Source organism: Streptomyces sp. NPDC088746 (genome assembly GCF_044751065.1).
GTDB lineage: Bacteria > Actinomycetota > Actinomycetes > Streptomycetales > Streptomycetaceae > Streptomyces.
In genome coordinates, this window is the sequence record NZ_JBIVLA010000002.1 from 995,596 (window position 1) to 1,018,686 (window position 23,091).

At 70.2% G+C, this 23,091-nt stretch carries 22 protein-coding genes; 8 read left to right on the forward strand and 14 right to left on the reverse strand.

The genetic code is table 11. The features are described from left to right. Positions 1-127: 127 nt before the first annotated feature. The 3 genes from mctP to ACIP63_RS12110 form a co-directional block, all read right to left on the reverse strand. Positions 128-1,792: a monocarboxylate uptake permease MctP gene (gene mctP, locus ACIP63_RS12100; protein ID WP_401514044.1), complete on the reverse strand. Its 1,665-nt coding sequence runs from the start codon at positions 1,790-1,792 to the stop codon at positions 128-130. After that, complete coding sequence (locus ACIP63_RS12105; protein ID WP_393763445.1) at positions 1,789-2,052, reverse strand: DUF3311 domain-containing protein; 264 nt, start codon at positions 2,050-2,052, stop codon at positions 1,789-1,791. The genes mctP and ACIP63_RS12105 overlap by 4 nt, the downstream gene beginning before the upstream one ends. Positions 2,053-2,264: 212 nt before the next feature. Then, positions 2,265-3,029 carry a GntR family transcriptional regulator gene (locus ACIP63_RS12110; RefSeq protein WP_401515092.1) on the reverse strand — a complete coding sequence of 255 codons (765 nt, stop codon included), beginning with the start codon at positions 3,027-3,029 and terminating at the stop codon, positions 2,265-2,267. 286 nt (positions 3,030-3,315) lie between these two features. On the opposite strand from ACIP63_RS12110, the gene ACIP63_RS12115 reads away from it, so the two are divergent. From ACIP63_RS12115 to ACIP63_RS12130, 4 genes are all read left to right on the forward strand, one after another. Continuing rightward, complete coding sequence (locus ACIP63_RS12115; RefSeq protein WP_401514047.1) at positions 3,316-4,614, forward strand: sugar ABC transporter substrate-binding protein; 1,299 nt, start codon at positions 3,316-3,318, stop codon at positions 4,612-4,614. A 125-nt stretch (positions 4,615-4,739) separates the two neighbouring features. After that, positions 4,740-5,756, forward strand: coding sequence for a carbohydrate ABC transporter permease (locus ACIP63_RS12120; RefSeq protein ID WP_401514049.1), 1,017 nt, complete (start codon positions 4,740-4,742; stop codon positions 5,754-5,756). Then, positions 5,753-6,625: a carbohydrate ABC transporter permease gene (locus ACIP63_RS12125; protein ID WP_401514051.1), complete on the forward strand. Its 873-nt coding sequence runs from the start codon at positions 5,753-5,755 to the stop codon at positions 6,623-6,625. The genes ACIP63_RS12120 and ACIP63_RS12125 overlap by 4 nt, the downstream gene beginning before the upstream one ends. 9 nt (positions 6,626-6,634) lie before the next feature. Then, the gene (locus tag ACIP63_RS12130) at positions 6,635-8,152 is read left to right on the forward strand and encodes a glycoside hydrolase family 3 protein (RefSeq protein WP_401514053.1); all 1,518 of its coding nucleotides are present in this window, start codon (positions 6,635-6,637) and stop codon (positions 8,150-8,152) included. A gap of 67 nt (positions 8,153-8,219) precedes the next feature. Here ACIP63_RS12130 and nagB read toward each other — a convergent pair whose 3' ends face one another. Next, positions 8,220-9,005, reverse strand: a complete 786-nt coding sequence (gene nagB, locus ACIP63_RS12135; protein ID WP_401514054.1) for a glucosamine-6-phosphate deaminase — start codon at positions 9,003-9,005, stop codon at positions 8,220-8,222. Between the two features lie 552 nt (positions 9,006-9,557). Here nagB and ACIP63_RS12140 point away from each other — a divergent pair. Further along, positions 9,558-11,024 carry a sensor histidine kinase gene (locus ACIP63_RS12140; protein ID WP_401515095.1) on the forward strand — a complete coding sequence of 489 codons (1,467 nt, stop codon included), beginning with the start codon at positions 9,558-9,560 and terminating at the stop codon, positions 11,022-11,024. Positions 11,025-11,206: 182 nt separating this feature from the next. Here the strand turns inward: ACIP63_RS12140 and ACIP63_RS12145 are convergent, their stop codons facing one another. Next, positions 11,207-11,464 (reverse strand): WhiB family transcriptional regulator, encoded by a 258-nt coding sequence (locus ACIP63_RS12145; protein ID WP_003953983.1) that lies wholly within the window; start codon positions 11,462-11,464, stop codon positions 11,207-11,209. A gap of 320 nt (positions 11,465-11,784) precedes the next feature. Then, positions 11,785-12,753 carry a diacylglycerol/lipid kinase family protein gene (locus ACIP63_RS12150; RefSeq protein WP_401514057.1) on the reverse strand — a complete coding sequence of 323 codons (969 nt, stop codon included), beginning with the start codon at positions 12,751-12,753 and terminating at the stop codon, positions 11,785-11,787. Positions 12,754-12,902: 149 nt separating this feature from the next. On the opposite strand from ACIP63_RS12150, the gene ACIP63_RS12155 reads away from it, so the two are divergent. Further along, the gene (locus ACIP63_RS12155; protein ID WP_401514060.1) at positions 12,903-13,355 is read left to right on the forward strand and encodes a hypothetical protein; all 453 of its coding nucleotides are present in this window, start codon (positions 12,903-12,905) and stop codon (positions 13,353-13,355) included. A 78-nt stretch (positions 13,356-13,433) separates the two neighbouring features. Here the strand turns inward: ACIP63_RS12155 and ACIP63_RS12160 are convergent, their stop codons facing one another. From ACIP63_RS12160 to ACIP63_RS12170, 3 genes are all read right to left on the reverse strand, one after another. Further along, on the reverse strand, positions 13,434-14,387 hold the full coding sequence (locus ACIP63_RS12160) for an RNA polymerase sigma factor SigF (protein ID WP_401514062.1): 954 nt from the start codon (positions 14,385-14,387) through the stop codon (positions 13,434-13,436). After that, positions 14,384-14,797, reverse strand: coding sequence for an anti-sigma regulatory factor (locus tag ACIP63_RS12165; RefSeq protein ID WP_014154139.1), 414 nt, complete (start codon positions 14,795-14,797; stop codon positions 14,384-14,386). Before ACIP63_RS12165 ends, ACIP63_RS12160 begins: the two co-directional genes overlap by 4 nt. Before the next feature lie 230 nt (positions 14,798-15,027). After that, entirely contained in the window at positions 15,028-15,288 is a 261-nt protein-coding gene (locus ACIP63_RS12170; RefSeq protein WP_401514065.1) for a UBP-type zinc finger domain-containing protein, read from the reverse strand. A gap of 53 nt (positions 15,289-15,341) precedes the next feature. Between ACIP63_RS12170 and ACIP63_RS12175 the strand changes: the two genes are divergently transcribed. Further along, complete coding sequence (locus ACIP63_RS12175; RefSeq protein WP_401514067.1) at positions 15,342-16,943, forward strand: Na+/H+ antiporter; 1,602 nt, start codon at positions 15,342-15,344, stop codon at positions 16,941-16,943. Here ACIP63_RS12175 and ACIP63_RS12180 read toward each other — a convergent pair whose 3' ends face one another. The 4 genes from ACIP63_RS12180 to ACIP63_RS12195 form a co-directional block, all read right to left on the reverse strand. Next, positions 16,944-17,852, reverse strand: a complete 909-nt coding sequence (locus tag ACIP63_RS12180; protein ID WP_401514069.1) for a 1-aminocyclopropane-1-carboxylate deaminase/D-cysteine desulfhydrase — start codon at positions 17,850-17,852, stop codon at positions 16,944-16,946. A 29-nt stretch (positions 17,853-17,881) separates the two neighbouring features. Then, positions 17,882-18,472 carry an N-acetylmuramoyl-L-alanine amidase gene (locus ACIP63_RS12185; RefSeq protein WP_401514071.1) on the reverse strand — a complete coding sequence of 197 codons (591 nt, stop codon included), beginning with the start codon at positions 18,470-18,472 and terminating at the stop codon, positions 17,882-17,884. A gap of 142 nt (positions 18,473-18,614) precedes the next feature. Then, positions 18,615-19,811: a globin domain-containing protein gene (locus ACIP63_RS12190; RefSeq protein ID WP_401514072.1), complete on the reverse strand. Its 1,197-nt coding sequence runs from the start codon at positions 19,809-19,811 to the stop codon at positions 18,615-18,617. A 132-nt stretch (positions 19,812-19,943) separates the two neighbouring features. Next, complete coding sequence (locus ACIP63_RS12195; protein WP_401514075.1) at positions 19,944-20,396, reverse strand: RrF2 family transcriptional regulator; 453 nt, start codon at positions 20,394-20,396, stop codon at positions 19,944-19,946. Between the two features lie 99 nt (positions 20,397-20,495). Here ACIP63_RS12195 and ACIP63_RS12200 point away from each other — a divergent pair, with 99 nt between their 5' ends. Further along, positions 20,496-21,953, forward strand: coding sequence for an FAD-binding oxidoreductase (locus tag ACIP63_RS12200; RefSeq protein WP_401514078.1), 1,458 nt, complete (start codon positions 20,496-20,498; stop codon positions 21,951-21,953). On the opposite strand, the gene ACIP63_RS12205 is transcribed toward ACIP63_RS12200, so the two are convergent. Beyond that, positions 21,934-22,944 carry a questin oxidase family protein gene (locus tag ACIP63_RS12205; RefSeq protein WP_401514080.1) on the reverse strand — a complete coding sequence of 337 codons (1,011 nt, stop codon included), beginning with the start codon at positions 22,942-22,944 and terminating at the stop codon, positions 21,934-21,936. The two genes, ACIP63_RS12200 and ACIP63_RS12205, sit on opposite strands and share 20 nt — an antisense overlap. Positions 22,945-23,091: the final 147 nt, after the last annotated feature.

The window sequence follows — 23,091 nt, forward strand, 5'->3', positions numbered from 1 at the left end:
CCGCCGGGCGCGGCGCGCCCCGTTTCCGGAGGCCGACGGCCCCGGGGGCCGGCCCTGACACGACTCCGTCCCGGCAGGGAGGACCCTGCCGGGACGGACGTCTTGCCTCGGAGCGACGGCTGTGGGGTCAGTGGCCGCCGGGGGCGCCCGCCGTGGCCGGCGGGAGCTCGACCTTGACGCCGGGGTCGCCCGCGTCCGCCGTGTAGTCGGACGGGGAGGTCTCGTCCACACCGGCCGGCGCCTTCACCGCGTTGAGGACGACGGTCAGCACGAGCACGACGACGACGTTCAGCACGAACGCGGTGAGACCGATGTAGCCGATCTCGCCGATACCCGGGATCTCCTTCGAGGACCCGCCGAAGTGCTTCTGGGTCGGGCTGGCGACGCCGTACGCGGCCACCGTGCCGTAGATCATGCCGACCGCCCAGCCGGCGATCAGTGCCCAGCGGTGGAACCACCGGGTGAACAGGCCGCCCACCAGGGCCGGCATCGTCTGGAGGATCCAGATGCCGCCCAGCAGCTGGAAGTTGATCGCGACCGTCTTGTCCATGGTGAGGACGAAGGCGAGTGCGCCGACCTTGACCAGCAGCGAGACCAGCTTGGAGACCTTGGTCTCCTGCGCCGGGGTCGCGTCGGGCTTGATGAAGTCCTTGTAGATGTTGCGCGTGAAGAGGTTCGCCGCGGCGATCGACATGATCGCTGCCGGTACCAGGGCACCGATTCCGATCGCGGCGAAGGCCACGCCCGCGAACCAGTCCGGGAACATGTTCTCGAACAGCTGCGGAATGGCGAGCTGGCCGTTGTCGACCTTGATCCCGGCCGCGATCGCCATGAATCCGAGCAGGGCCAGCAGACCCAGCATCAGCGAATACAGCGGGAGGATCGTGGTGTTGCGCCGGATCACCTCACGGCTGCGGCTGGAGAGCGTCGCCGTGATCGAGTGCGGGTACATGAAGAGGGCCAGCGCCGAGCCCAGAGCCAGCGTCGCGTACACCCACTGGCCGGAGGCACCGGGGGCGAGTCCGGCCACCGGTTTGCCGGCCGCCTCGTTCGCGGCGGAGAACTTCTCGCCTGCCGCGGCGAAGATGTCGTCGAACCCGCCCAGCTTGATCGGGATGTAGATGATCGCCACGGCGATGACGAGGTAGATCAGCCCGTCCTTGACGAACGCGATCAGCGCCGGTGCCCGCAGCCCCGAGGAGTAGGTGTACGCGGCGAGGACGGCGAAGGCGATGAGGAGCGGCAGGTCCTTGATGAACCAGTGCGTGTTCTCGCCGCCGCCGACGCCCATGACGTCCAGGACGGCCTGGATGCCGACCAGCTGGAGCGCGATGTACGGCATCGTGGCGAGGATGCCGGTGACGGCCACCGCCAGCGAGAGCCCCTTCGAGCCGAAGCGGCCGCGGACGAAGTCCGAGGTGGTGACGTAACCGTGCTTGTGCGACACCGACCACAGGCGCGGCAGGAAGGTGAAGATCAGCGGGTACACGAGGATCGTGTAGGGGACGGCGAAGAAGCCGGCCGCGCCCGCCGCGTAGACCGCCGCGGGCACCGCGACGAAGGTGTACGCCGTGTAGAGGTCACCGCCGAGCAGGAACCAGGTGACCCAGGTGCCGAACGACCGGCCGCCCAGGCCCCATTCGTCGAGGCTGGCCTCGTTCTCGGCCTTGCGCCAGCGCGCGGCCATGAAACCGATGACCGTGACGGCCAGGAAGAAGAATATGAATACGGCGAGTGCGATGCCGTTCACGCCGTCCCCGGCGGCCGCGATGCTGTTCAAGCCGTCCTTCATGCTGACGCACCCCCCTTGCGGGCGCGCTGGTCACGCTGCCACAGCTTGTACGCGATCATGGTGAGAGCGGTCGAGATGAGCACCCACAGCATCTGGTACCAGTAGAAGAACGGAATGCCGATGAAGGTCGGATCGACCTTCGCGTACGACCCGACCCAGAGCATCGCCACGAACGGAGCTATCAGGCAGAGCCCGATGACCACCCTCATGGGTGTCACTGTCGGCGCTGTCGGTGGGTTCGCATCGGTATCTTCTGGCATGTGGCGACTCCGTCCCCTCGCTGATCACCTGGTGTAATGCGCAGGAAATCTAAGCGCACGCCCCGTCCACCGTCACCCCCCGTCCGCATTGCGGTCCTGCAACGGTCCGGTGTCGCCCGAAATGCCTGATCCCCCTGCGTGTGCAGGGGGATCAGAGGTTTCGGGGCCCTGAAGGCGCCCGGTACCGCGGGGCGCTTCGGTCCGTTGGGCGCTCAGTCCGTGGGGCGCTTCAGGCGGGCGACGAACTTGTACCGGTCGCCCCGGTACACCGAGCGCACCCACTCCACCGGTTCGCCGCCGCCGTCGACCGAATGCCGGGACAGCATGAGCATCGGGAGGCCGACGTCCGTGCCGAGCAGTCCCGCCTCGCGCGGCGTGGCGAGCGAGGTCTCGATGGTCTCCTCGGCCTCGGCGAGCCTGACGTCGTACACCTCGGCCAGCGCGGTGTAGAGCGAGGTGTACTTCACCAGTGAACGGCGCAGCGCGGGAAAGCGCTTGGCCGAGAGGTGGGTGGTCTCGATGGCCATCGGTTCACCGCTGGCGAGCCGGAGCCGCTCGATCCGCAGCACGCGGCCGCCCGTCGTGATGTCCAGCAGCCCGGCGAGCGTGTCGTCCGCCGTGACGTAGCCGATGTCCAGCAGCTGGGAGGTGGGTTCCAGGCCCTGGGCGCGCATGTCCTCGGTGTACGAGGTGAGTTGCAGGGCCTGGGAGACCTTCGGCTTGGCGACGAAGGTGCCCTTGCCCTGGATGCGCTCCAGCCGGCCCTCGACCACCAGCTCCTGGAGGGCCTGACGCACCGTGGTGCGCGAGGTGTCGAACTCCGCCGCCAGGGTCCTTTCGGGCGGCACCGGGGTGCCGGGCGGCATGGTGTCCGTCATCTCGAGGAGATGGCGCTTGAGCCGGTAGTACTTCGGGACGCGTGCCGTGCGCGCTCCCGCACCGGTCTCGCTCGTACTGCTGCCCCCGTCGGCACCCATGGCCCGCCTTCCCGACTGCTGCGTTGCTGCCGTCACCGGCTCCTCCGTCTGTCGCGGCTCACATGGTGGCACGGTCCGGTCACGGGTCGTCGCCCTCCCTCAGGTGTCGGTCCGATAACGGACGCGAGTGCACTTCTTATACACCCTTGACACCCCTAAAGGTCTAGGCCAAGCTCCCGGTACTGGTCTAAACCATTAAAGACCAGGTCCCAGACCCACAGGTAGCGCCAGGCGTACGTCTTCGCGGTGGGCGGGGGGTTGCTGGTATCCCTGAGGAGGGTGTGGCATGAAGCGCAAGCTCATAGCGGCAGTAGGCGTCGCAGCGATGATGACCGGAATCGCGGCGTGTGGTGGGGACAGCGGCGACAACGCTTCGAAGGACCCGAAGGACCGTACCGAGAGCCTGACGGTCTGGCTCATGGTCGACGCGCAGAGCACCTGGCCGGAACTGGTCAAGGACGTCAACGCGCAGTTCAAGAAGAAGTACCCGAAGGTCAAGGTCGACGTCCAGTACCAGCAGTGGGCGGACAAGGCCAAGAAGCTCGACACCGCGCTCGGTGGTGACAAGTTCCCGGACGTCGTCGAGCTCGGCAACACCGAGACGATGCAGTACATCCTCAACGGCGCCCTGGCCGAGATCGACCCCAAGAAGTACGACAACTCGGATACCTGGATCAAGGGTCTGAAGGACACCTGCACCTTCGAGGGCAAGCAGTTCTGTGTGCCCTACTACGCGGGTGCCCGTGTCGCGGTCTACAACAAGGACATGCTCAAGAAGGGCACCGGCAGCGACGCCCTCCCGGAGACCGAGGACGAGATGCTCGCCGCACTCGACAAGGTCTCGGCCGAGTACAGCAAGAAGGACAAGCGCTTCTCGTCCCTCTACCTGCCGGGCCGTTACTGGTACGCGGCCATGTCCTACGTCGCGGCCTACGGCGGCTCCATCGCCGAGTACGACGAGGGCGCGAAGGAGTGGAAGGGCAACCTCTCCTCGCCCGACTCCCAGAAGGGCATCGAGCACTTCGTCAACCTGGTCAAGAAGTACAACAAGGCCGACCAGACCAAGGACGAGCAGGACCACGCCAACGTCATGGCCAACGAGAAGGCGGCCCTGATCTACGGCAACGGCTGGGAGGCCGGCTCCGTCGTCGACGGCGCCAACAACGGCAACCCGAAGCTCGAAGGCAAGATCGGCACGGCCGGCATGCCCGGCCCGAACGGCAAGGCCCTCCCGTCCTTCATCGGCGGTTCGGACCTCGCGGTGACCGCCAAGTCCAAGGTCACCGACCTGGGCGAGGAGTGGGTCTCGCTCTTCACCAGTGAGAAGTCGCAGGAGGTGCTCGCCGCCAAGAACATCCTCCCGAACAACGAGAAGCAGCTCGAGCCCCTGAAGTCCAAGCCGGAGACGGCCGCCGTCGCCAACGCGGTGCCGGACGCCTGGTTCACGCCGATCGCGCCGGGCTGGACCTCCATCGAGAAGGAGGAGGTCCTGGAGAACATGCTCCTGGAGATCCTCAAGGGCGGTTCGGTGGCCGACGCCACCAAGAAGGCCGACGACAAGATCAACGAACTGATCAACAAGTAGTCCCCGGGCCTACGGCTCTCCAGGCGGGGGTCCGGCGAACACCGGGCCCCCGCCCCCTTTTTCTCAGGTAGAACGCCGTGATTCCCGGGTGCAGATCCCCGGAATCCCGATGGAAGGTCAGTCACGTGACTGCTGCCGACACCAAGGCCGCCGGTCCACCGGTCCCCGTACCGAGTGTCCCGGAGAAGACCGGGACCTCGCCCTCCGAGCGGGAAGCCGCCGGGCCGCGCCCGAAGAAGCGGCGGAAGAAGGGGGAACTCCTCCCCTACCTCCTGATCCTGCCGGCGATCCTGGCGATCGCCGCCGTCTACGTCTACCCGCTGGTCAAGACCGTGATCATGTCCTTCCAGGACCTGGGACGGGCGGCCCTCTGGGGCAACGGCGAGGCCCCGTGGGTCGGCTTCGAGCAGTTCACCAACATCCTCGGCGACCCGGAGTTCTGGTCGGTCGTCGGGAGAACCGTCGTCTTCATGACCGTCTGCGTCGTGCTGACCATGGGGCTCGGCCTGCTCATCGCCCTGATGATGCTGAAGGTCTCCACCTGGGTGCGGCTCGTCCTCACGGTGGCGCTGATCGCCGCCTGGTCCATGCCGCTCATGGTCGCCGCGTCGGTCTTCCGCTGGCTCTCCGACTCCGACTACGGCCTGATCAACACGCTGCTCGCCGACATCACGGGCAACGAGGACCGGTGGCTCGGCCACAACTGGTTCCTCGACCCCTGGCAGGGCTTCGGCATCATCACGCTCCTGGTCGTCTGGGGCGCCATCCCGTTCGTCGTCATCACGATGTACGCGGCCCTCACCCAGGTCCCCAAGGAGCTGGAGGAGGCGGCCGCCCTCGACGGAGCCACCGCGTTCGGGGTCTACCGCTACGTGACCTGGCCCGTCATCAAGCCGGTCTTCACCATGGTCGCCACGCTCTCCGTCATCTGGGACTTCAACGTGTTCGGCCAGATCTGGCTGCTGCGCGGCAACAAGCCCGAGCCCGAGTACGAGACCCTCGGCCTCTACTCCTTCTCCAAGGCGTTCGAGTCCACCTCCTTCAGCCAGGGCAGCGCGATCGCACTGATCACCGTCCTGATGCTCTCCGGCGTCGCCGTGTACTACCTGCGCCAGCTGATCAAGACGGGAGAGGTCGAATGAGCGCCTCCACGCCCACGAACACGCCGGCCCAGGTCCTGCGGCCCGACCGCAAGAGGAACCGCCTCGGCTACAACATCCTGGCGCTGGTCACGGCCGGGCTCATGGCCTTCCCGGTCTACTGGCTGATCGTCAGTTCGCTGCGTCCCAACCACGAGATCCGGTCCTACGACCAGACCCTGTGGCCGTCCTCCCTCACGTTCGACAACTTCGCGCGCGCGGTGAAGCAGGACAACTTCTCCACCGCCATCCAGTCGAGCCTCATCGTCTCGGTCACGGCCGTCGTCGGCGGCATGATCATCGCGACCCTCGCGGCGCTCGCCATCGGCCGCTTCCGCTTCTTCGGGCGGAAGGCGCTGATGATGGTCATGATCCTGGTCCAGATGCTGCCCCCGACCGCGATGCTGATCCCGATCTACCTCCAGCTCAACGCGATGGGAGGCATCGACGAGTACTGGGGGCTCATCGTCGTCTACCTGGTCTCCACGCTGCCCTTCGCGACCATCATGATCCGCGGCTTCGTGATCAACATCCCCGTGGAGCTCGAGGAGTCCGCGATGGTGGACGGCTGCACCCGCATGCAGGCCTTCCGCCGGGTCATCTTCCCGCTGCTGGCGCCCGGGCTCGCGGCCGCGTCCATCTTCGCGCTGGTCAACGCCTGGAACGAGTACCTCTTCGCGTACATCCTGATCAACGACAACTCCAAGTACACGCTCAACGTGTGGCTGATGACCTTCACGACGGAACGCGGAACGGACTACGGCGCGCTGATGGCGGCCTCCACGCTCATCTCCGTCCCGGTCGTCATCTTCTTCATGATCATCCAGGGGAAGATGGCTACGGGGCTCACCTCAGGCGCCGTGAAGGGATAACGCAGCCCCATGACCACCCTCGTATCCACCATGGACACCGTCACCCGCGACGCGCTCGCCGTGCTCCAGCCCGGCTTCACGGGGACGACCGCCCCGGACTGGCTCCTTCGCAGGGTCGGGGAAGGCCTGGCCTCCGTCGGCCTGTTCGGCCGGAACATCCACTCGCCCGAGCAGCTCTCCGCGCTCACCGCCCGGCTGCGCGCCGAGCGCGACGACGTACTCGTCGCGATCGACGAGGAGGGCGGCGACGTCACCCGGCTGGAGGTCCGCAACGGCTCGTCCTTCCCCGGCAACCTCGCTCTCGGCTCCGTCGACGACACCGGCCTGACCAGGGCCGTCGCCCGGGAGCTCGGCCGCCGGCTGGCCGAGTGCGGCGTCAACCTCAACTGGGCGCCGTCCGCCGACGTCAACTCCAATCCGGACAACCCGGTCATCGGCGTACGCTCCTTCGGCCCGGGCACCGGGCTCGTCGCCCGCCACACCGCCGCGTATGTCGAGGGCCTCCAGTCCGCCGGTGTCGCGGCGTGCACCAAGCACTTCCCGGGGCACGGCGACACGGCGGTCGACTCGCACCACTCGCTGCCCCGCATCGATGTGGACTTGGACACCCTGCACGCCCGTGAGCTGGTGCCTTTCCGGGCGGCCATCGCGGCGGGTTCCAAATCAGTGATGAGCGCACATATCCTGCTTCCCGCACTCGACCCGACGCGGCCCGCGACTCTGAGCCCCCAGATCCTCACCGGTCTGCTGCGCGAGGAGCTGGGCTACGACGGGCTGATCGTCACCGACGGCATGGAGATGGACGCCATCGCCGGCACGTACGGCATCGAGCGGGGATCCGTCCTCGCCATCGCCGCGGGCGCCGACGCCATCTGTGTCGGCGGCGGGCTGGCCGACGAGGACACCGTGCTGCGGCTGCGCGACGCGCTGGTGACGGCGGTGCGGACCGGTGAACTGCCCGAGGAGCGGCTGGCCGACGCGGCCGCACGTGTACGGGCCCTCGCGTCCTGGACGCAGGGGGCCAGGGGGGCTGCCCCGGGGCCGGGCGCGGACACGCAGGAGGGGACCGCGCCCGGCCCCGGAGCCGACATCGGGCTGGTCGCGGCCCGGCGGGCCGTGACGGTCACGGGCACCGCCGAGCCGCTGCGCGAGCCGGCCTACGTGGCGGCTTTCACCCCGGTGGCCAACATCGCGGTCGGCGACGAGACCCCGTGGGGCGTCGCGGCCGAGCTGGCCCGGATCCTGCCCGGCACGGAGACCGGCACCTACAGCACCACGAGTGCCACGCCGGCCGTCGAGGTGCTGAGGGCGGCGGGGGAGCGGCGCATCGTCGCCGTCGTCCGTGACGTCCACCGGCACGCGTGGATGCGCGAGGCGCTGGACGCCGTGCTGGCCGCCCGTCCCGACACGGTCGTGGTCGAGATGGGCCTGCCCTACGCGCCGCCCAGGGGTGCCCTGCACATCGCCACACACGGTGCGGCGCGGGTCTGCGGGGTCGCGGCCGCGGAAGCGCTCACGGGCTCCTGAGCCCGGGGGAGTGAACGCGTGAGGGCCGGGCACCGTCACAGGTGCCCGGCCCTCACGCGTACGGGCCCTACAGGCCCTGCCACCGCGGCTTCGCGGCGTACGTGGCGCGGAAGTAGTCCGCCAGCTTCAGCCTGGACGCCGCCGCCTCGTCGACCACCACCGTGGCGTGCGGGTGCAGCTGGAGCGCCGAGGCCGGCACGACCGAGGCGACCGGGCCCTCGACCGTCCTGGCGACCGCTTCGGCCTTGCCCTCGCCGGTGGCGAGCAGGATCGGGTGGCGCGACTCCAGGATGGTGCCGATGCCCTGGGTGATGACGTGGCGGGGCACCTGCTCGATGTCGTCGTCGAAGAAGCGCGCGTTGTCGATCCGCGTCTGCTCGGTCAGCGTCTTGATGCGGGTGCGGGAGGCGAGCGAGGAACACGGCTCGTTGAAGCCGATGTGCCCGTCGGTGCCGATGCCGAGCAGCTGGAGATCGACGCCGCCTGCCTCGGCGAGCGCTTTGTCGTACTCCTCGCAGGCCGCCTGGACGTCCTCGGCGGTGCCGTCCGGGCCCATGAAGGACTTCTCGGACAGGCCGAGCGGTTCGACGACCTCGCGCAGCACGACCGAGCGGTACGACTCGGGGTGGCCCGCGGGCAGCCCGACGTACTCGTCGAGCTGGCAGATGCGGGCGCGCGAGGCGTCCACGGCGCCGGAGCGGACCTTCGCGGTGAGGGCCTGGTAGATGGGCAGCGGGGTCGAGCCGGTGGCCACGCCGAGCAGGGCGTCGGGCTTGCTGCTCAGCAGGGACGCGATGGCCTCCGCGATCAGTTCGCCGCCCGCTGTGGCGTCCGGGACGATGACAACTTCCACGCTGTGCCTGCCGATCTGGAGAGTGGCGTCATGTGGTATAGACCAATCTGGAAGCCAATCTAGCAGAACGGCGCGGCCTTGAGGTGAACCGTCCGCCTGTAGGTCATCGGTTGTCGCCCTGTCGGCGGACCGTCCCGGCCGCAGGGGGGTGCCCCCGGAAACACCCGCGGGCCGCGGCGCCAGGACGGGACCCTCAGCCCGTCCGGTACCGCAGCCCGGAGCTGCGGGCCTGCCCTTTCGGAACAGGCCCTGCCTGGCCGGCGGTGTGCGGTGCCTCCGGCCACTGGAGGCACCGGCGCAGTCAGGGCAGAGAGCGCCGGTCACCTCGATCCGCTCTCCTGTGCGGGGAGAGCGGAGGTCTGTCTCGCAGGGGACACGTCCTGACCGTGTCACCCCTACGTGGTGCATTGTGGACTAGACCAATAGTCTCTGTCCATCCGTGTGCGCGGACAATCTCCCGTCCGCACGCGCCCCCTCACAGTGTCACGTATCCGGGGACCGAACGGTTCGGAACCTCTTCGTCCACACAGGTACGCTCGCCCTGTGCCCTCCATGAACGACCTCGTCCGCCAGCACACAGCCCTGAGTGACACCGACCTCGAGTGGCTCCATCTGCTGGTCTCGGAGTGGCAGCTGCTCTCCGACCTCTCCTTCGCCGACCTCGTCCTGTGGGTGCCCACCCGCGACGGGACCCGCTATGTGTCCGTCGCGCAGATGCGGCCCAACACCGGCCCCACCTCCTACCAGGACGACATGGTCGGCCACCTCGTGCCGCGCGGCCGCCGGCCGCTGCTCGACGCCGCCCTGGACGAGGGCCGCATCGTGCGCGAGGGGGACCCGGAGTGGCGGGAGGAAGTGCCGGTCCGGGTCGAGTCGATCCCCGTACGCAGAGAGGGCCGCATCCTCGGGGTCATCGCCCGCAACACCAATCTGCTCACCGTGCGCACGCCGTCGAGGCTGGAGCTCACCTACCTCCAGTCGGCGTCCGACCTGGCCCAGATGATCGCCGCGGGCTCCTTCCCGTTCCCCGGCCAGCAGGTCGACATGGACGCCTCGCCGCGCGTCGGTGACGGGCTGATCCGGCTCGATGCCGACGGCGTCGTGCAGTACGCCAGCCCCAACGGCCTCTCCGCCTACCACCGGCTCGGCCTGGCCTCGGACCTCGTCGGCCACAACCTCGGCGCGACCACCGCCGAACTCGCCCCGTCGCGCGGCCCGGTGGACGAGGCCCTCGTCAAGGTGGCGAGCGGATACGCGCCCCGGGAGTTCGAGGTCGAGGGTGCCGGCGGGGTCATCCAGCTGCGCGCGATCCCGCTCAAGCCCAAGGGGGTGCGGATCGGTTCGCTGGTGCTCCTGCGCGACGTCACGGAACTGCGGCGCCGTGAGCGGGAATTGATCACCAAGGACGCCACCATCCGGGAGATCCACCACCGGGTGAAGAACAACCTCCAGACCGTGGCCGCCCTGTTGCGGCTCCAGGCGCGCCGGATGGACTCGGAGCGGGGCCGGGAGGCGCTCAACGAGGCGGTGCGGCGCGTCGGTTCGATCGCCATCGTCCATGAGACGCTGTCCCAGAATCTGGACGAGCGGGTCGAGTTCGACGAGATCGCCGACCGGGTGATCGCGATGGTCGCGGAGATCTCGCCCGGAAAGGTCACCTGCCGGCGCACGGGGCGCTTCGGGATTCTCGACGCGGAGGTGGCCACTCCGCTCTCCATGGTGCTGACCGAGGTGCTGCAGAACGCCCTGGAGCACGCGTTCACCGTGGCCGAGCACGGCACGGTGGAGGTGTCCGCGGTGCGCGGCGGCTCACCGGCCGAGGGCCGGCTGCTGATCACCGTGACGGACGACGGGCGCGGGCTGCCCGAGGGGTTCGACCCGCAGCGGGCCGGCAATCTGGGACTGCAGATCGTGCGGACTCTGGTCGAGGGCGAGCTGGGCGGCACCTTCGGCATGGTCCCGGCCCCGGCGCGCGGTACGCAGGTGGTGCTCGACATCCCCGTACAGAACGACAAGTAGCGCGGCGGCGGCGACGGCCGCCGCACAGCAGTGGGCCCGGACCGTGGTAACGGTCCGGGCACACTGCGTGGTGCTCACGGTGCGATGCGCTTCGGGGGTACTGCGCGCTGCGACTCGAAGGCGGGGCTGTGCGTACGCTCTGTACGCGCCGCCTGGCTGAGGCTCGTTGTGGGGGGCGTCGGTCAGGCGCTGGCGTTACGCGCCCGGTTGCGAGCGGCGCGGCGCTTCATTGCGCGGCGCTCGTCCTCGCTGAGGCCACCCCAGACGCCGGAGTCCTGGCCGGACTCGAGCGCCCACTGCAGGCACTGCTCCATGACGGGGCAGCGACGGCAGACGGCCTTGGCTTCCTCGATCTGCAGCAGCGCAGGACCGGTGTTGCCGATGGGGAAGAACAGCTCGGGGTCTTCCTCACGACAAACGGCGTTGTGACGCCAGTCCATGGCTGCTACCTCTCCTTGGTATTACATGCTGGTGCTTGTGAATGTGAACGCTTTCACGAATCCCCCCGCAGACGAAGGTCCGACGCCCAGATGAACTGGATGTGGTCCTGTTGTGGTGAGGAGGGGTTCTGGCTCTCAGTGGAGGCCGATGTTGCGGGCCGTCCCGATCGCCATGTAGAGATTCGCAAACCTCGGCGGCGGATACAACCCCTTCTGGAAAGTTTTTTTTGATTCCTCGGTGTCGACTAGGTCACAGCCGTACTTCTAAGGGGTGGGGGCCAGCCCAAACGTTCGAGTTAAAGGACTTTCGCCCCTTCTACTCACACAATCACACGCAGTGCACGGCGTACGCCTGTGAACGTCACGCTCGTACGCAGTCCCAGGTGGTCACCGTCCATCTGGAAGGGCAGTGGGGCCTTGGAATGCAAGGTGAAGTCCGTGAGGTCGTGCAGGGACACCGCGTGCTTGCCGTGCGGCCCCTTCTCCGGGCTCGAAGTGAGCAGCTGAGTGGCGTACCGGGTCACGGCGGGGGTGGAGAGACGCTTCAGGCCGAGGACGTCCAGAGCGGTGTCGAAGGATGCCTTCGGGGAGGCGTATATCGGACGGTTCCCCAGGTAGGTCCAGGGTGCGGTGTTGCAGATTATCGACAGCGCGAGGTCGGTGACCGGGTCCTGTCCGGGGACCTCCAGCGTGATCATTCCATTGCGCCGGTGCGGGTCGTCCATGAACTGCCGCAGCACCTGGCGCACGTACAGCGCATGGGTCGAGCGCTTGCCCAGCTCGCGCTTCTGTTCGACCCGGCCGATGACGCCCGCGTCGAAACCGAGCCCCGCGCAGAAGGTGAACCACCGGCCGGGGACGGCCTCGTCCGCCGTGCCCGGGGTGCCGACCGCCAGGCCGAGCCCCACCGTGCGCTCGCTGCGGGCCTCGAGGGCGTCGAGGATGGCGCCCGTCGCCTCCACTGCGTCGTTCGGGATGCCCAGGGCCCGGGCGAAGACGTTGGTGGACCCGCCGGGGACCACGGCGAGGCTCGGCAGGCCCTCCGGGTCGGGGCCGTCGTGGAGCAGTCCGTTGACCACCTCGTTGACCGTGCCGTCGCCTCCGAGCGCGACCACCAGGTCGATGTCGTCGGAGTCGGCTGCCCGTCGCCCCAGGTCCCGGGCGTGCCCGCGGTACTCCGTGGTGACGGCCTCGATCTTCATCTCGCTCGCCAGGGCGTGGATCAGCACGTCACGCGTACGCGCGCTGGTAGTGGTGGCAGCTGGGTTGACCACGAGAAGTGCGCGCATGCCCGCCAGGGTACCTACCGCGCGGTACCGCCCTGAAGTCCCGATCCGCCGGGTCCACGCATGGTCACTCAGCGTGATCCGTTCGCCGTGCCGTGTGCGCCGGCGCCCCGGCTTCGCGTTCGAGGGGCCGGGATGCGAATCTGAAAGGCGTGAGCACTCAGCAGAACACGCCCTCTCCGTCGCCCTCGGCCGGCCAGGAGAAGCCGGGGCGGATCGCCGCACTGGCCGGACTCAACGCGCTCGAAGGCGCGGCGCTCGCCGTCGGCGGGCTCTACATGCTGGCCGTCGGTCTTTTCGGCCGGCCCGACAGCATCCAGCAGGCCGAGATGGGCGGACTCACGCTGGTGGCACTCGGCCTGATCCCGCTGTTCGCCGCACGTGGCCTGCTGCGGCGCCGCAGCTGGAGCCGGGGCCCCGCTCTCATCACCCAGCTCATGGCGCTGCCGGTGGCCTGGACGCTGCTGCGCGCCCAGGGGGCCCTGATTCCGGCGGGCATCGCCCTCGCGGCGGTCGCCGTGACGGCGCTCGTTCTGCTGTTCGACCCCGCGACGACCGAGGCGCTGGGCATCCGCCGGGGGCCGCGGACGACCCCCGACGCCTGATCCGCCGCGGACGACCGCCGAGGGCTGATCCGCCCCGGCGCGACCGGTCCTGCCACGGCTCCGGCCGCCCGGAGGCGGCTACTCCTCCACGAGCAGCCGCTCGCGCAGCTGCGCCAGCGTGCGGGCCAAGAGGCGGGAGACGTGCATCTGGGAGATGCCGACCTCCTGGGCGATCTGCGACTGGGTCATGTTGCCGAAGAAGCGCAGCAGCAGGATCCGCTTCTCGCGCGGCGGGAGATCCTCCAGCAGCGGCTTGAGCGATTCGCGGTACTCGACGCCCTCCAGCGCCTCGTCCTCGGAACCCAGGGTGTCCGCCACCGCCGGCGACTCGTCGTCCGTGTCCGGGACGTCGAGCGAGAGGGTGCTGTAGGCATTGGCCGATTCCAGCCCCTCCAGGACCTCCTCCTCGGAGATGCCCAGACGCTCCGCCAGCTCGTGCACGGTGGGGGAGCGGCCGTGCTGCTGCGAGAGCTCGGCGGTTGCCGTGGTCAGCGACAGCCGCAGCTCCTGGAGGCGCCGCGGGACCCGTACCGCCCAGCCCTTGTCCCGGAAGTGGCGCTTGATCTCGCCGACGACCGTGGGGGTCGCGTACGTCGAGAACTCGACGCCGCGGTCCGGGTCGAACCGGTCGACCGACTTGATCAGTCCGATCGTGGCGACCTGCGTCAGATCGTCCAGCGGCTCGCCGCGGTTGCGGAATCTGCGGGCCAGGTGCTCCACGAGCGGCAGATGCATCCGCACCAGCCGGTTGCGCAGCTCCGCCTTCTCCGCCGACCCGTCCGGAAGCTCCCGGAGCTCGATGAAGAGCGCCCGTGCCCCACTGCGGTCGTGCGGATCGTGGTGTCCGTGCTCGCTCATCCGGCCCGCCCGCTCCGTCTGCGACTGCTCAGGCGCGGCAGGCCGGCCCTGCGCACCGTCCGCCCCGCCTTCCGGATGCGGCCGGGCCTGCTGCTCCGGAAGGGCGGCCGGGCGCACCGGCTCCGACCGGATCGTCTCGTCCCGCACAGGACCGTCCCCGTTCCCGTCGCTCACGCCGGCCCGGGTCCCGCGCCGCGCTGTTTGTAGAGGCTGATGCTGACCGTACGGTCGTCGGCGACCGTGGAGTCGACCTTGCCGGCCAGCGCGGAGAGCACCGTCCAGGCGAAGGTGTCGCGCTCAGGGGCGCGGCCGTCCGTCGTGGGGGCCGAGACGGTCACCTCGAGGGAATCGCCGACGAGTCGGAAGACGCAGCTGAGGACGGAGCCGGGCACGGCCTGCTGGAGCAGGATCGCGCAGGCCTCGTCGACCGCGATGCGGAGATCCTCGATCTCGTCGAGAGTGAAGTCCAAGCGCGCTGCGAGGCCGGCCGTGGCCGTTCGCAGCACCGACAGGTAGGCACCCGCAGCGGGCAGCCGGACCTCTACGAAGTCCTGGTTCCCGGGCTCGCCTGCGATCTGGGACACCCTCACCTCCAAGGTGGCACAAACTCGTTCGAGGCTCCGGGACGGGTGCCCGGGGCCATGCGGTCCGTCGTCGGTTCTGTGGTTCGGCGACGCTGTCGCGACCCATGATGCCGTGTCGCCGAGACCGCAAGCCGATGATTACTCATGGTAGGCATATGAGTACACACAGTGGCTAGGGGTCTGCGGCGGTCAATTGCGAAGAACCGGCGCCGGTTTGACGTACCCAGGCGTCAGACGATCGAACCGTCCACGAAGCACCAGCGCCAGCTCTCCGCGCATTCGAAGCTGCGCATCACCGGGTGACCGGTCGCCTCGAAGTGTGCCGTCGCGTGCTTCAGCGGCGAGGAATCACAGCACCCGACGTGACCGCAGACGAGGCAGAGCCGCAGTTGCACGGGATGGGTGCCGGCCGCCAGACACTCGGGGCAGGTCTCGCTGAGCGGGGCGGGTTCGGGGCGCGGCAGTTCGGATACGTGGAGGCACTCACTCATGATGGCCACGTTACGACGGGTGAGGTCGTTACGTCGGATGTGAGGACAGTGAGATGGACGCATTGCCGCTGGTGGCGCTGATCGCGGCAAGCGCGGCGGTCGCGGGGGCCGCCCGCCGGACACCGGTGCCCCCGCCGCTGCTGCTGGTCGCCGCCGGTCTGCTGGCCTCGTACCTGCCGGGAGTGCCGAGCTACACGCTCGACGCGCACATCGTGCTGCCGCTCCTCCTGCCTCCGTTGCTGTACACGGCGGCGGTCGACAGCTCGTACCTCGACCTGCGGGCCAATCTGCGGCCCGTCGCCCTGCTCTCCGTGGGGTACGTGCTCTTCGCGACGGTCGCGGTGGGATGGCTGGCCTATCTCCTCGTCCCGGACCTGCCGCTCCCCGCCGCGCTGGTGCTCGGCGCGGTGGTGGCCCCGCCGGACGCCGTCACGGCCGCGGCGATCGCCCGCAGGGTGGGACTGCCCGCCCGGGTCACCACGATCCTGCAGGGCGAGTCCCTGGTGAACGACGCCACCGCGATCACCGCGTTCAAGGTGGCCCTCGCGGCAGCCGTCGGCGAGGGCATGAGCTGGGGCGCCGGGATCGGTGAGTTCGCTCTGGCGTCGGTCGGCGGCATCGGTGTCGGCCTGCTGCTGATGGTGCCGCTGCACTGGCTGCGCACGCACCTCAAGGAGGCGCTGCTCCAGAACACCCTGTCGCTGCTGATCCCCTTCGTCGCCTACGCGGCCGCGGAGCGGGTGCACGCCTCCGGGGTGCTCGCCGTCGTGGTCGTCGCGCTCTACCTGGGGCACCGGTCCTGGCAGGTCGACTTCGCGACGCGGCTCCAGGAGGCGGCGGTCTGGAAGATGGTCGCGTTCGTCCTGGAGTCCGCCGTCTTCGCCCTGATCGGGCTGCAGCTGCCCTTCGTGCTCCGGGGGCTCGGCTCCTACAGCGTGTCCGAGGCCTTCGGATACGCGGTCCTCGTGTTCGTGGCGGTGGTCGTGGTGCGCTTCGTCTGGGTGTACCCGGCGACCTACCTGCCGCACCGGCTCTCCAGGCGCGTCAGGGAGCGCGAGGGGGAGCTCTCCTGGAGCTCGCCCCTGATCGTCGGGTGGGCCGGGATGCGAGGCGTCGTCTCGCTCGCCATCGCCTTCTCCATCCCCATGGTCACGCACGACGGGGAGGACTTCCCCGCGCGCAACCTGGTGCTCTTCCTGACCTTCACGACCGTCATCGGGACGCTGGTCGTCCAGGGGCTGAGCCTGCCCCTCCTGGTACGCGTACTGAAGCTGCCGAGGCGCAGCGAGCGGGCCGCGACGCTGGCCGAGGCGCAGGCGCAGAACGAGGCCTCCACGGCCGCCGACGCCTCGCTGGAGGCGCTGCTGGCCGATCCGCGCAACGCACTGCCCGATCCCCTCGTCCAGCGGCTGCGCGCCGTCATGGAACGCCGCCGCAACGCGGTCTGGGAGCGGCTCGGCGCGGCCAACCCGGTCACCGGGGAATCGGCGGACGACACCTACCGGCGGCTGGCGAGGGACATGATCGCCGCCGAGCGCGAGGTCTTCGTACGCCTCAGGGACGAGCGCCGGATCGACGACGAGATGCTGCGTGTCCTGCTGCGGCGGCTGGACCTGGAGGAGGCCGCCGCGTACCGGGAGTCCGACGGTGCGTGATCACGCCCCGGGCGGTTCCGGGCGGCCCGTGACGACCGCGGTGACCGTGGAGCCCGCAGCGAAGGCGCCCTCTCCGGCCAGCACCGTCAGCCCGTACAGGAGTTTGGCCACGTAGAGCCGCTCGACGGGCAGGCCGTGGCGGTCCTCGAAGTCGTCGGCGAAGGCGTGCAGTTCCGGAGTGGTGCGGGCGTACCCGCCGAAGTGGAAGCGTTCGTCCAGGGACCACTGTCCGGTCGGGGCGCCGAAGGCCTCCCGCTGCAGATCGCGCACCGCCGCTCCCAGGAAGCCCCCGCGCAGGACGGGGATGCCCAGGGCGCGCTGTCCGTGGCCGAGTCCGGCGGCCAGCCCCGCGAGGGTGCCGCCGGTGCCACAGGCGACGGCGACCGTGCCGGTCCGGCCGAGCAGCTCCCGGCCGAGCTCTGTGCAGCCCTGTGCGGCGAGCGCGTTGCTGCCGCCCTCCGGGATGACCAGGCACTCCCCGAAGAGGCTCAGCAGGCCTTCCAGGACGTCGGGAGAGGCCTTGGCGCGGTAGGTCGCCCGGTCCACGAAGTGCAGACGCATGCCGTCGGCCGCGCATCGCGCGAGTGAGGGGTTCAGCGGGCGGTCGGCCAGTTCGTCCCCCCGTACGACGCCGACGGTGGGGAAGCCCAGCAGGCGTCCGGCGGCGGCCGTCGCCCGGAGGTGGTTCGAGTAGGCGCCGCCGAAGGTGAGAACGGTACGGCCGGCGGCGGCCCGGAGATTGAGGGCCAGCTTGCGCCACTTGTTGCCCGGGAGGTCCGGGTGGATCAGGTCGTCGCGCTTGAGGAGCAGCGTCACGCCGTGCCGCGCGAAGCGTTCGTCCTCGGCCGGCTGCAGGGGTGAGGGGAGCACCGGCTGCAGCCGGGAGAGGTCGAGCTCTTCGTCGGTCATGCCCCCATTGTCCGCCGCCCGGGGATCTCCTACTTCAGCCGGTCGTGGATGCGGTTGCGCATCCCCGTCATCGAGAAGCCGCGCGGGTCGACCTTGCCGGGCTGCCACTCCAGGTGCCCGATGACGGAGGGGGCGTCCCAGTTGTGGAAGCGGCAGACCGCTGCCGCCGCCTTCTCGATGGCCTCGAGCTGCACGGCGGGCCACGGGTCCTTCCCGTCGCCGAGGTTCTCGCACTCGAAACCGTAGAAGTGCCGGTTCCCGTCGGTGTTGGACTCGTTGTCCGACGGCAGGCGCTTCTCGGCGATGACGGCGCGCAGGACGTCGTCGTCGCCGAGCCCGGCGTGGTTGGCGCGGCCGTAGCCGACCAGGTGGACCCGGCCGTCCTTGGCGATCACCCCGTGGCAGAGGGGGCCCGGAAGCCCCGAGTAGCCGTCGCGGCAGATCTCGACGGTGCGGGCGGTCCCCTTCGTGACGGTGTGGTGGATCATCACGCCGTGCACCGGCCCCCAGGGGCCCTTGTGGTTGCGGTTGTGCGTGCGCCAGTCGCCCACCTGGACGACGGTGAGCCCCTCGTTCTTGAGGGCCTTGAGGAAGTTGCTGGCGGACATCGGTGAGGACATGGCCGACTCCTTCGTTGGCGGGGGAGCGTGTCCGTACAGCGCTTGTACCGGAACACGAGGCTCCGGCAAACCTGTTCGAGCACTGTTCGCGTCGTGTGCGATTCGATCCGGACAGTCCGCGAGTGCCCCGGGGGAGCCGTGCTCAGTCCTGGCCGAGCCAGAGATCGGGGCCGAACACCTCGTAGTGGATGTCTGCCGACGCCACTCCCTTCGCGAGGAGTTGCGAGCGGACGGCGCGCATGAAGGGCAGCGGACCGCAGAGGTAGGCACGGGTGCCCGGGGCCACGGGGAGGCCGCTCAGGTCCACGGTGCCGGTACGCCCGGCGGCCCGGCCGGGCTCCGGGTTCTCGTACCAGAAGTGGGCGGACGCTCTGGGGAGCTCGGCGGTGAGCGCCTCGTGGCGCGTACGGAGCGCGTGGTCGGCCGGGGACCGGTCGCCGTGCACCACGGTGACGGGCGAACGGTGCCCCTCCTCGGCGAGGTGTTCCAGCATCGACATGACCGGCGTGCAGCCGATGCCCGCCGAGGCGAGGAGCAGCGGGGCGTCGGAGCCGTCGAGCACGAGATCTCCGTACGGCGCGGAGACGCGCAGCTGGTCGCCCGCGCCCAGCCGGGCGTGCAGGTGCGCGGAGACCTCGCCCTCAGGGGAGTCCACGCCCCGTACCCGCTTGACCGAGAAGGAGCGCAGGGCGTCGCCCGGCGCCCCGGTGAGGCTGTACTGGCGTATCTGCCGGGCGCCGTCGGGGAGTTCCACCTGGACGGAGATGTACTGGCCCGGCCGGAAGGCGGGGGCCGGTGCGCCGTCGGAGGGGGTGAGCCGGAAGGTGGCCACGTCAGGGGTGTCCTCGACGCGGGAGACCACCGTCCACTCACGCCAGACGTCGCCCGCCGTCACGCGCTGCTGCGCGTAGAGCCGTTCCTCGATCGCGATCAGGGCGTTGGCCATCAGCCAGTAGACCTCGTCCCAGGCCGCGGCGACCTCGGGGGTGACGGCGTCGCCCAGCACCTCGGCGATCGCGGCGAAGAGGTGCGTGTGCACGATCTCGTACTGCGGGGCGGTGATGCCGAGCGAGGCGTGTTTGTTGGCTATGCGGCTCAGCATCACGTCGGGCCGGGTGTCCGGGTGCTCGACGAGCTGGGTGGCGAAGGCGGCGATCGACCCGGCGAGCGCCTGGCGCTGTGTGCCCGAAGCCTGGTTGCCCCGGTTGAACAGGTCCCGGAGAAGCTCCGGGTGGGCGTCGAACAGCTTCCGGTAGAAGAGGTCCGCGATGTCCCCGATGGCCGCCCCCACGGCGGGAAGAGTCGCTCGGACAGTGGCGGTCGACGTCTCGGAGAGCATCGGACGACTCCTGGGTGTGAGGGCCTGCCGGATCGCGGACGGGCGGATAACTGGTATATGAGATGCGTATTTTCGAGCGGCGTGAACGCCTGGTGCGCGCAGCGGGGTGCGTGGGGGCGGGGGTGCGGAGGGTCAGCCGGGCGCGGGGCGGCCGCTGCTGATGCCCATCAGCAGCGGGCCGGTGGGGGAGGAGACGAGATCGCCGACCGTGAGCGGGTCGAGCGAGGCGTAGAACGCCTCCTCGGCCCGGCGCAGCGCGGAGCGGAGCAGGCAGGCGGAGCGCAGCGGGCACGGTGTGCCCCCCTCGCATTCGACGACCTCACCCGGCCCTTCCAGCTGCCTCACCAGGGCGCCGATCGAGGCCGCCCGGCCGGCGGTGGTGAGGGAGAGGCCCCCGCCACGGCCGCGACGCGCTTCGACCAGGCCGAGGTGCTGGAGGCGGGCGACGACCTTCGCCGCGTGGGTGTACGGCACCTGCATGGTGGCCGCCACCTCACGGGTGGTCGGCGGGTCCTCGCCGTCCGCCGTGACGGTCAGGCGCATGAGCACCCGCAGCGCCACATCGGTGAATCGCGTCAGCCGCATGGGCGGCAGCGTAGATAAGTGGCATGAGAGATGCAACTTAGGGCGCCCGTCCGCCGTGGGAGGGACCGCGTCATCATGGGAGGTGCGGCCCCGTGACGGATGCGGGGTGCGCGCGGGCAAGAGAGGTGGTCAGCGGCAGTGCCGAAGCCGAACGCAGCCGACGGGATACCGGCGGACAAGGTCATCACCGACCCGGACAGCCTGGGCCGTTACGCGCACGACGAGGCGGAGTGGGCGCCGGCCGGGCAGCCCCTGGCCGTCGTGCGGCCCCAGGACACCGAAGAGGTGCGGGCCGTCGTCGCCTACTGCGTCGAACACCGCATCCCGGTGATCCCGCGCGGGGCGGGCACGGGACTGTCGGGCGGGGCCAACGCGGTGGACGGCGCCGTCATCCTCTCCTTCGAGGACATGAACCGGATCCTGCGCATCGACCCGGTGGAGCGCGTCGCCGTCGTCCAGCCGGGCGTCGTCAACGACGATCTGCGCGCCGCGTGCGCCGAACAGGGCCTCTGGTACCCGCCGGACCCGGCGAGCTCGCCCTGGTCGACGATCGGCGGCAACACCGCCACCAACGCGGGCGGGATGTGCTGCGTCAAGTACGGCGTGACCCGCGACTACGTACTCGGGCTCGAGGTGGTCAACGGCCTCGGCGAGACCGTGCGGGTGGGCCGGCAGACCGCGAAGGGGGTCGCCGGGTACGACCTCTGCGGTCTGTTCGTCGGCTCCGAGGGAACCCTCGGCGTGATCACCGAGATCACCGTGAAGCTGCGCGGTGCGCGGCCCGCGGAGCGCACCGTGGCGGGCTTCTTCGACTCGGTCGTCGCGGCCGGCGACGCGGTGAGCCGGGTGACGGCGGCGGGCATCGTGCCCTCGGCGCTCGAACTGCTCGACCGGCACTGTCTGAAGGCCGTCGACGAGTGGAAGAACATGGGCCTGTCGGCGGACGCGAACGCGATCCTGCTCGGCCGCGTGGACACCCCGGGAGCCGCGGGCGACGCCGAGGCGGAGGCCGTACGGGCCTGCTTCGCGGAGGCCGGCGCGGCCTGGGCCGAGGTCTCCACCGACCAGGCCGAGGCGGACGCCCTGTTCCAGGCGCGCCGGCTCGCCTACCCGGCGCTGGAGCGGCTGGGCCCGGTGCTCACCGAGGACGTCGTCGTGCCGCGCTCGCGGGTGCCGCAGATGCTCGCGCGCATCGAGGAGATCGCCGGCGCGCACGACGTCCTCATCGCCAACATCGCCCACGCCGGCGACGGGAACCTCCACCCCCTGATCATCACCGAACCGGGCGACGACGCCGCCAGGGCCCGCGCCCAGCTCGCCTTCGAGGACATCCTCGACGCGGCGATCTCCTTCGGCGGCACGGTCACCGGGGAACACGGCGTGGGCCTGCTGAAGATGGGCGGCATGGACCGCGAGGTGGGCCCCGTCAACCTCGCCATGCAGCGAGCGGTGAAGGCTGCCCTGGACCCGCACGGCATCCTCAACCCGGGCAAGGTCGTCGTGTCGGGAGCGCCGCTGGCACACCGAACGGCCCGCCCTACCGCAGAGGTTCGCTGAGCTCGACTGCGCGCAGGGCCGCCGCGAGCGACCGCTCGTCGCCGAAGTCCATGGCCGTGTCGGTCAGTTTGACGACGTGCTCGTCGCCATGGGCCAGGGCGCGTTCCATGACCTCTTCGGGCGTGACCGGGCCCGGCGGTACGTAGGCCACCGGGGCGTCCGGCGCGTACATGGCGGTCACCGCCGCGGAGGCGGTCCAGGCCGCCTGGAGACTCGGAACCCACAGGGCCTCGGGGAGCGCGGGGAGGGTCCGCAGGACGGCGTTGGGTGCCGTGGCCGCGTGGACCAGCATGGTCTCGTTGCCGTGGCCATGAGTGGCGTACCGGTGGGTGGCCGCCCGGACCAGTTCGGTGAGCCGGCGGCGCGCCTCGGCCGGGTCCGTGACCGTGGCGGCCCACACCGGCACGCTCCTGACCTGGCCGAGCCGGTCGGGGAAGCCGCCTGCCCGTTCGGCGACGGGCTCCACCGCGTCGAGAGCCGCCGCGGCGCTGCCGGCGCCGGATACGGGGACGAGCCCGGTGACGGGGTGGTGGCGGGCCGCCCAGTAACCGAGGCCGTGCGCGAGCTCGGTCAGACGCGGTCCGGTCCCGTCGTCCGCCAGGAGTGTGCGCACGGCATGGCCCACACGGATCACCGGATGCGTCGATCCGCCGTACATGCCGGGCAGGAGGCGCGGCCACCACAGGGCGAGCACCTCGCGCCAGGGATGCTCGGCGAGCTCCCGGCCGAAGTAGGCGATCCAGTCGGCGGCGCGGCGGGGGTCGCCCAGCGCGGAGCGCCAGTCGGCGTCCGTGACCGGCTCGACGCCGGCCGGGAACTCCTCGAGTCTCGACGCGTACAGGTCGAGCCAGCGGTGTACGGCCGCGGCCTGGCCGTTGGCGGCGAGTGCCTCGACGGCCATCGGCGCGTGGTTGGTGAGCCGCCCGAGCCGTTCGGGACCCGAGGTGTGCAGTCGCTGGAGGGCCTCGTCGAGGGTGCCTGTCGTATCCATGGCGGGAACGCTAGGCGCCTGTAGGCGGCGCCGTAACGGGCGGAGGACCGGGCGTGGAGCGGCCGAAGTCCTAGGACCAGCGCCCGGGTCGCCCTACATCCGGCTGGCCCGGCCCGGCCCTGCACGGTCCGGCGCGGTCCAGCCCTG

What these genes read in the sequence shown, in the direction of transcription:
- mctP (WP_401514044.1), bottom strand. Translation starts at nt 1,792, where the DNA reads ATGAAGGACGGCTTGAACAGCATCGCGGCCGCCGGGGACGGCGTGAAC.
- ACIP63_RS12105 (WP_393763445.1), bottom strand. Translation starts at nt 2,052, where the DNA reads ATGCCAGAAGATACCGATGCGAACCCACCGACAGCGCCGACAGTGACA.
- ACIP63_RS12110 (WP_401515092.1), bottom strand. Translation starts at nt 3,029, where the DNA reads ATGGGTGCCGACGGGGGCAGCAGTACGAGCGAGACCGGTGCGGGAGCG.
- ACIP63_RS12115 (WP_401514047.1), top strand. Translation starts at nt 3,316, where the DNA reads ATGAAGCGCAAGCTCATAGCGGCAGTAGGCGTCGCAGCGATGATGACC.
- ACIP63_RS12125 (WP_401514051.1), top strand. Translation starts at nt 5,753, where the DNA reads ATGAGCGCCTCCACGCCCACGAACACGCCGGCCCAGGTCCTGCGGCCC.
- ACIP63_RS12130 (WP_401514053.1), top strand. Translation starts at nt 6,635, where the DNA reads ATGACCACCCTCGTATCCACCATGGACACCGTCACCCGCGACGCGCTC.
- ACIP63_RS12140 (WP_401515095.1), top strand. Translation starts at nt 9,558, where the DNA reads ATGAACGACCTCGTCCGCCAGCACACAGCCCTGAGTGACACCGACCTC.
- ACIP63_RS12145 (WP_003953983.1), bottom strand. Translation starts at nt 11,464, where the DNA reads ATGGACTGGCGTCACAACGCCGTTTGTCGTGAGGAAGACCCCGAGCTG.
- ACIP63_RS12150 (WP_401514057.1), bottom strand. Translation starts at nt 12,753, where the DNA reads ATGCGCGCACTTCTCGTGGTCAACCCAGCTGCCACCACTACCAGCGCG.
- ACIP63_RS12170 (WP_401514065.1), bottom strand. Translation starts at nt 15,288, where the DNA reads ATGAGTGAGTGCCTCCACGTATCCGAACTGCCGCGCCCCGAACCCGCC.
- ACIP63_RS12175 (WP_401514067.1), top strand. Translation starts at nt 15,342, where the DNA reads ATGGACGCATTGCCGCTGGTGGCGCTGATCGCGGCAAGCGCGGCGGTC.
- ACIP63_RS12180 (WP_401514069.1), bottom strand. Translation starts at nt 17,852, where the DNA reads ATGACCGACGAAGAGCTCGACCTCTCCCGGCTGCAGCCGGTGCTCCCC.
- ACIP63_RS12185 (WP_401514071.1), bottom strand. Translation starts at nt 18,472, where the DNA reads ATGTCCTCACCGATGTCCGCCAGCAACTTCCTCAAGGCCCTCAAGAAC.
- ACIP63_RS12190 (WP_401514072.1), bottom strand. Translation starts at nt 19,811, where the DNA reads ATGCTCTCCGAGACGTCGACCGCCACTGTCCGAGCGACTCTTCCCGCC.
- ACIP63_RS12195 (WP_401514075.1), bottom strand. Translation starts at nt 20,396, where the DNA reads ATGCGGCTGACGCGATTCACCGATGTGGCGCTGCGGGTGCTCATGCGC.
- ACIP63_RS12200 (WP_401514078.1), top strand. Translation starts at nt 20,496, where the DNA reads ATGCGGGGTGCGCGCGGGCAAGAGAGGTGGTCAGCGGCAGTGCCGAAG.
- ACIP63_RS12205 (WP_401514080.1), bottom strand. Translation starts at nt 22,944, where the DNA reads ATGGATACGACAGGCACCCTCGACGAGGCCCTCCAGCGACTGCACACC.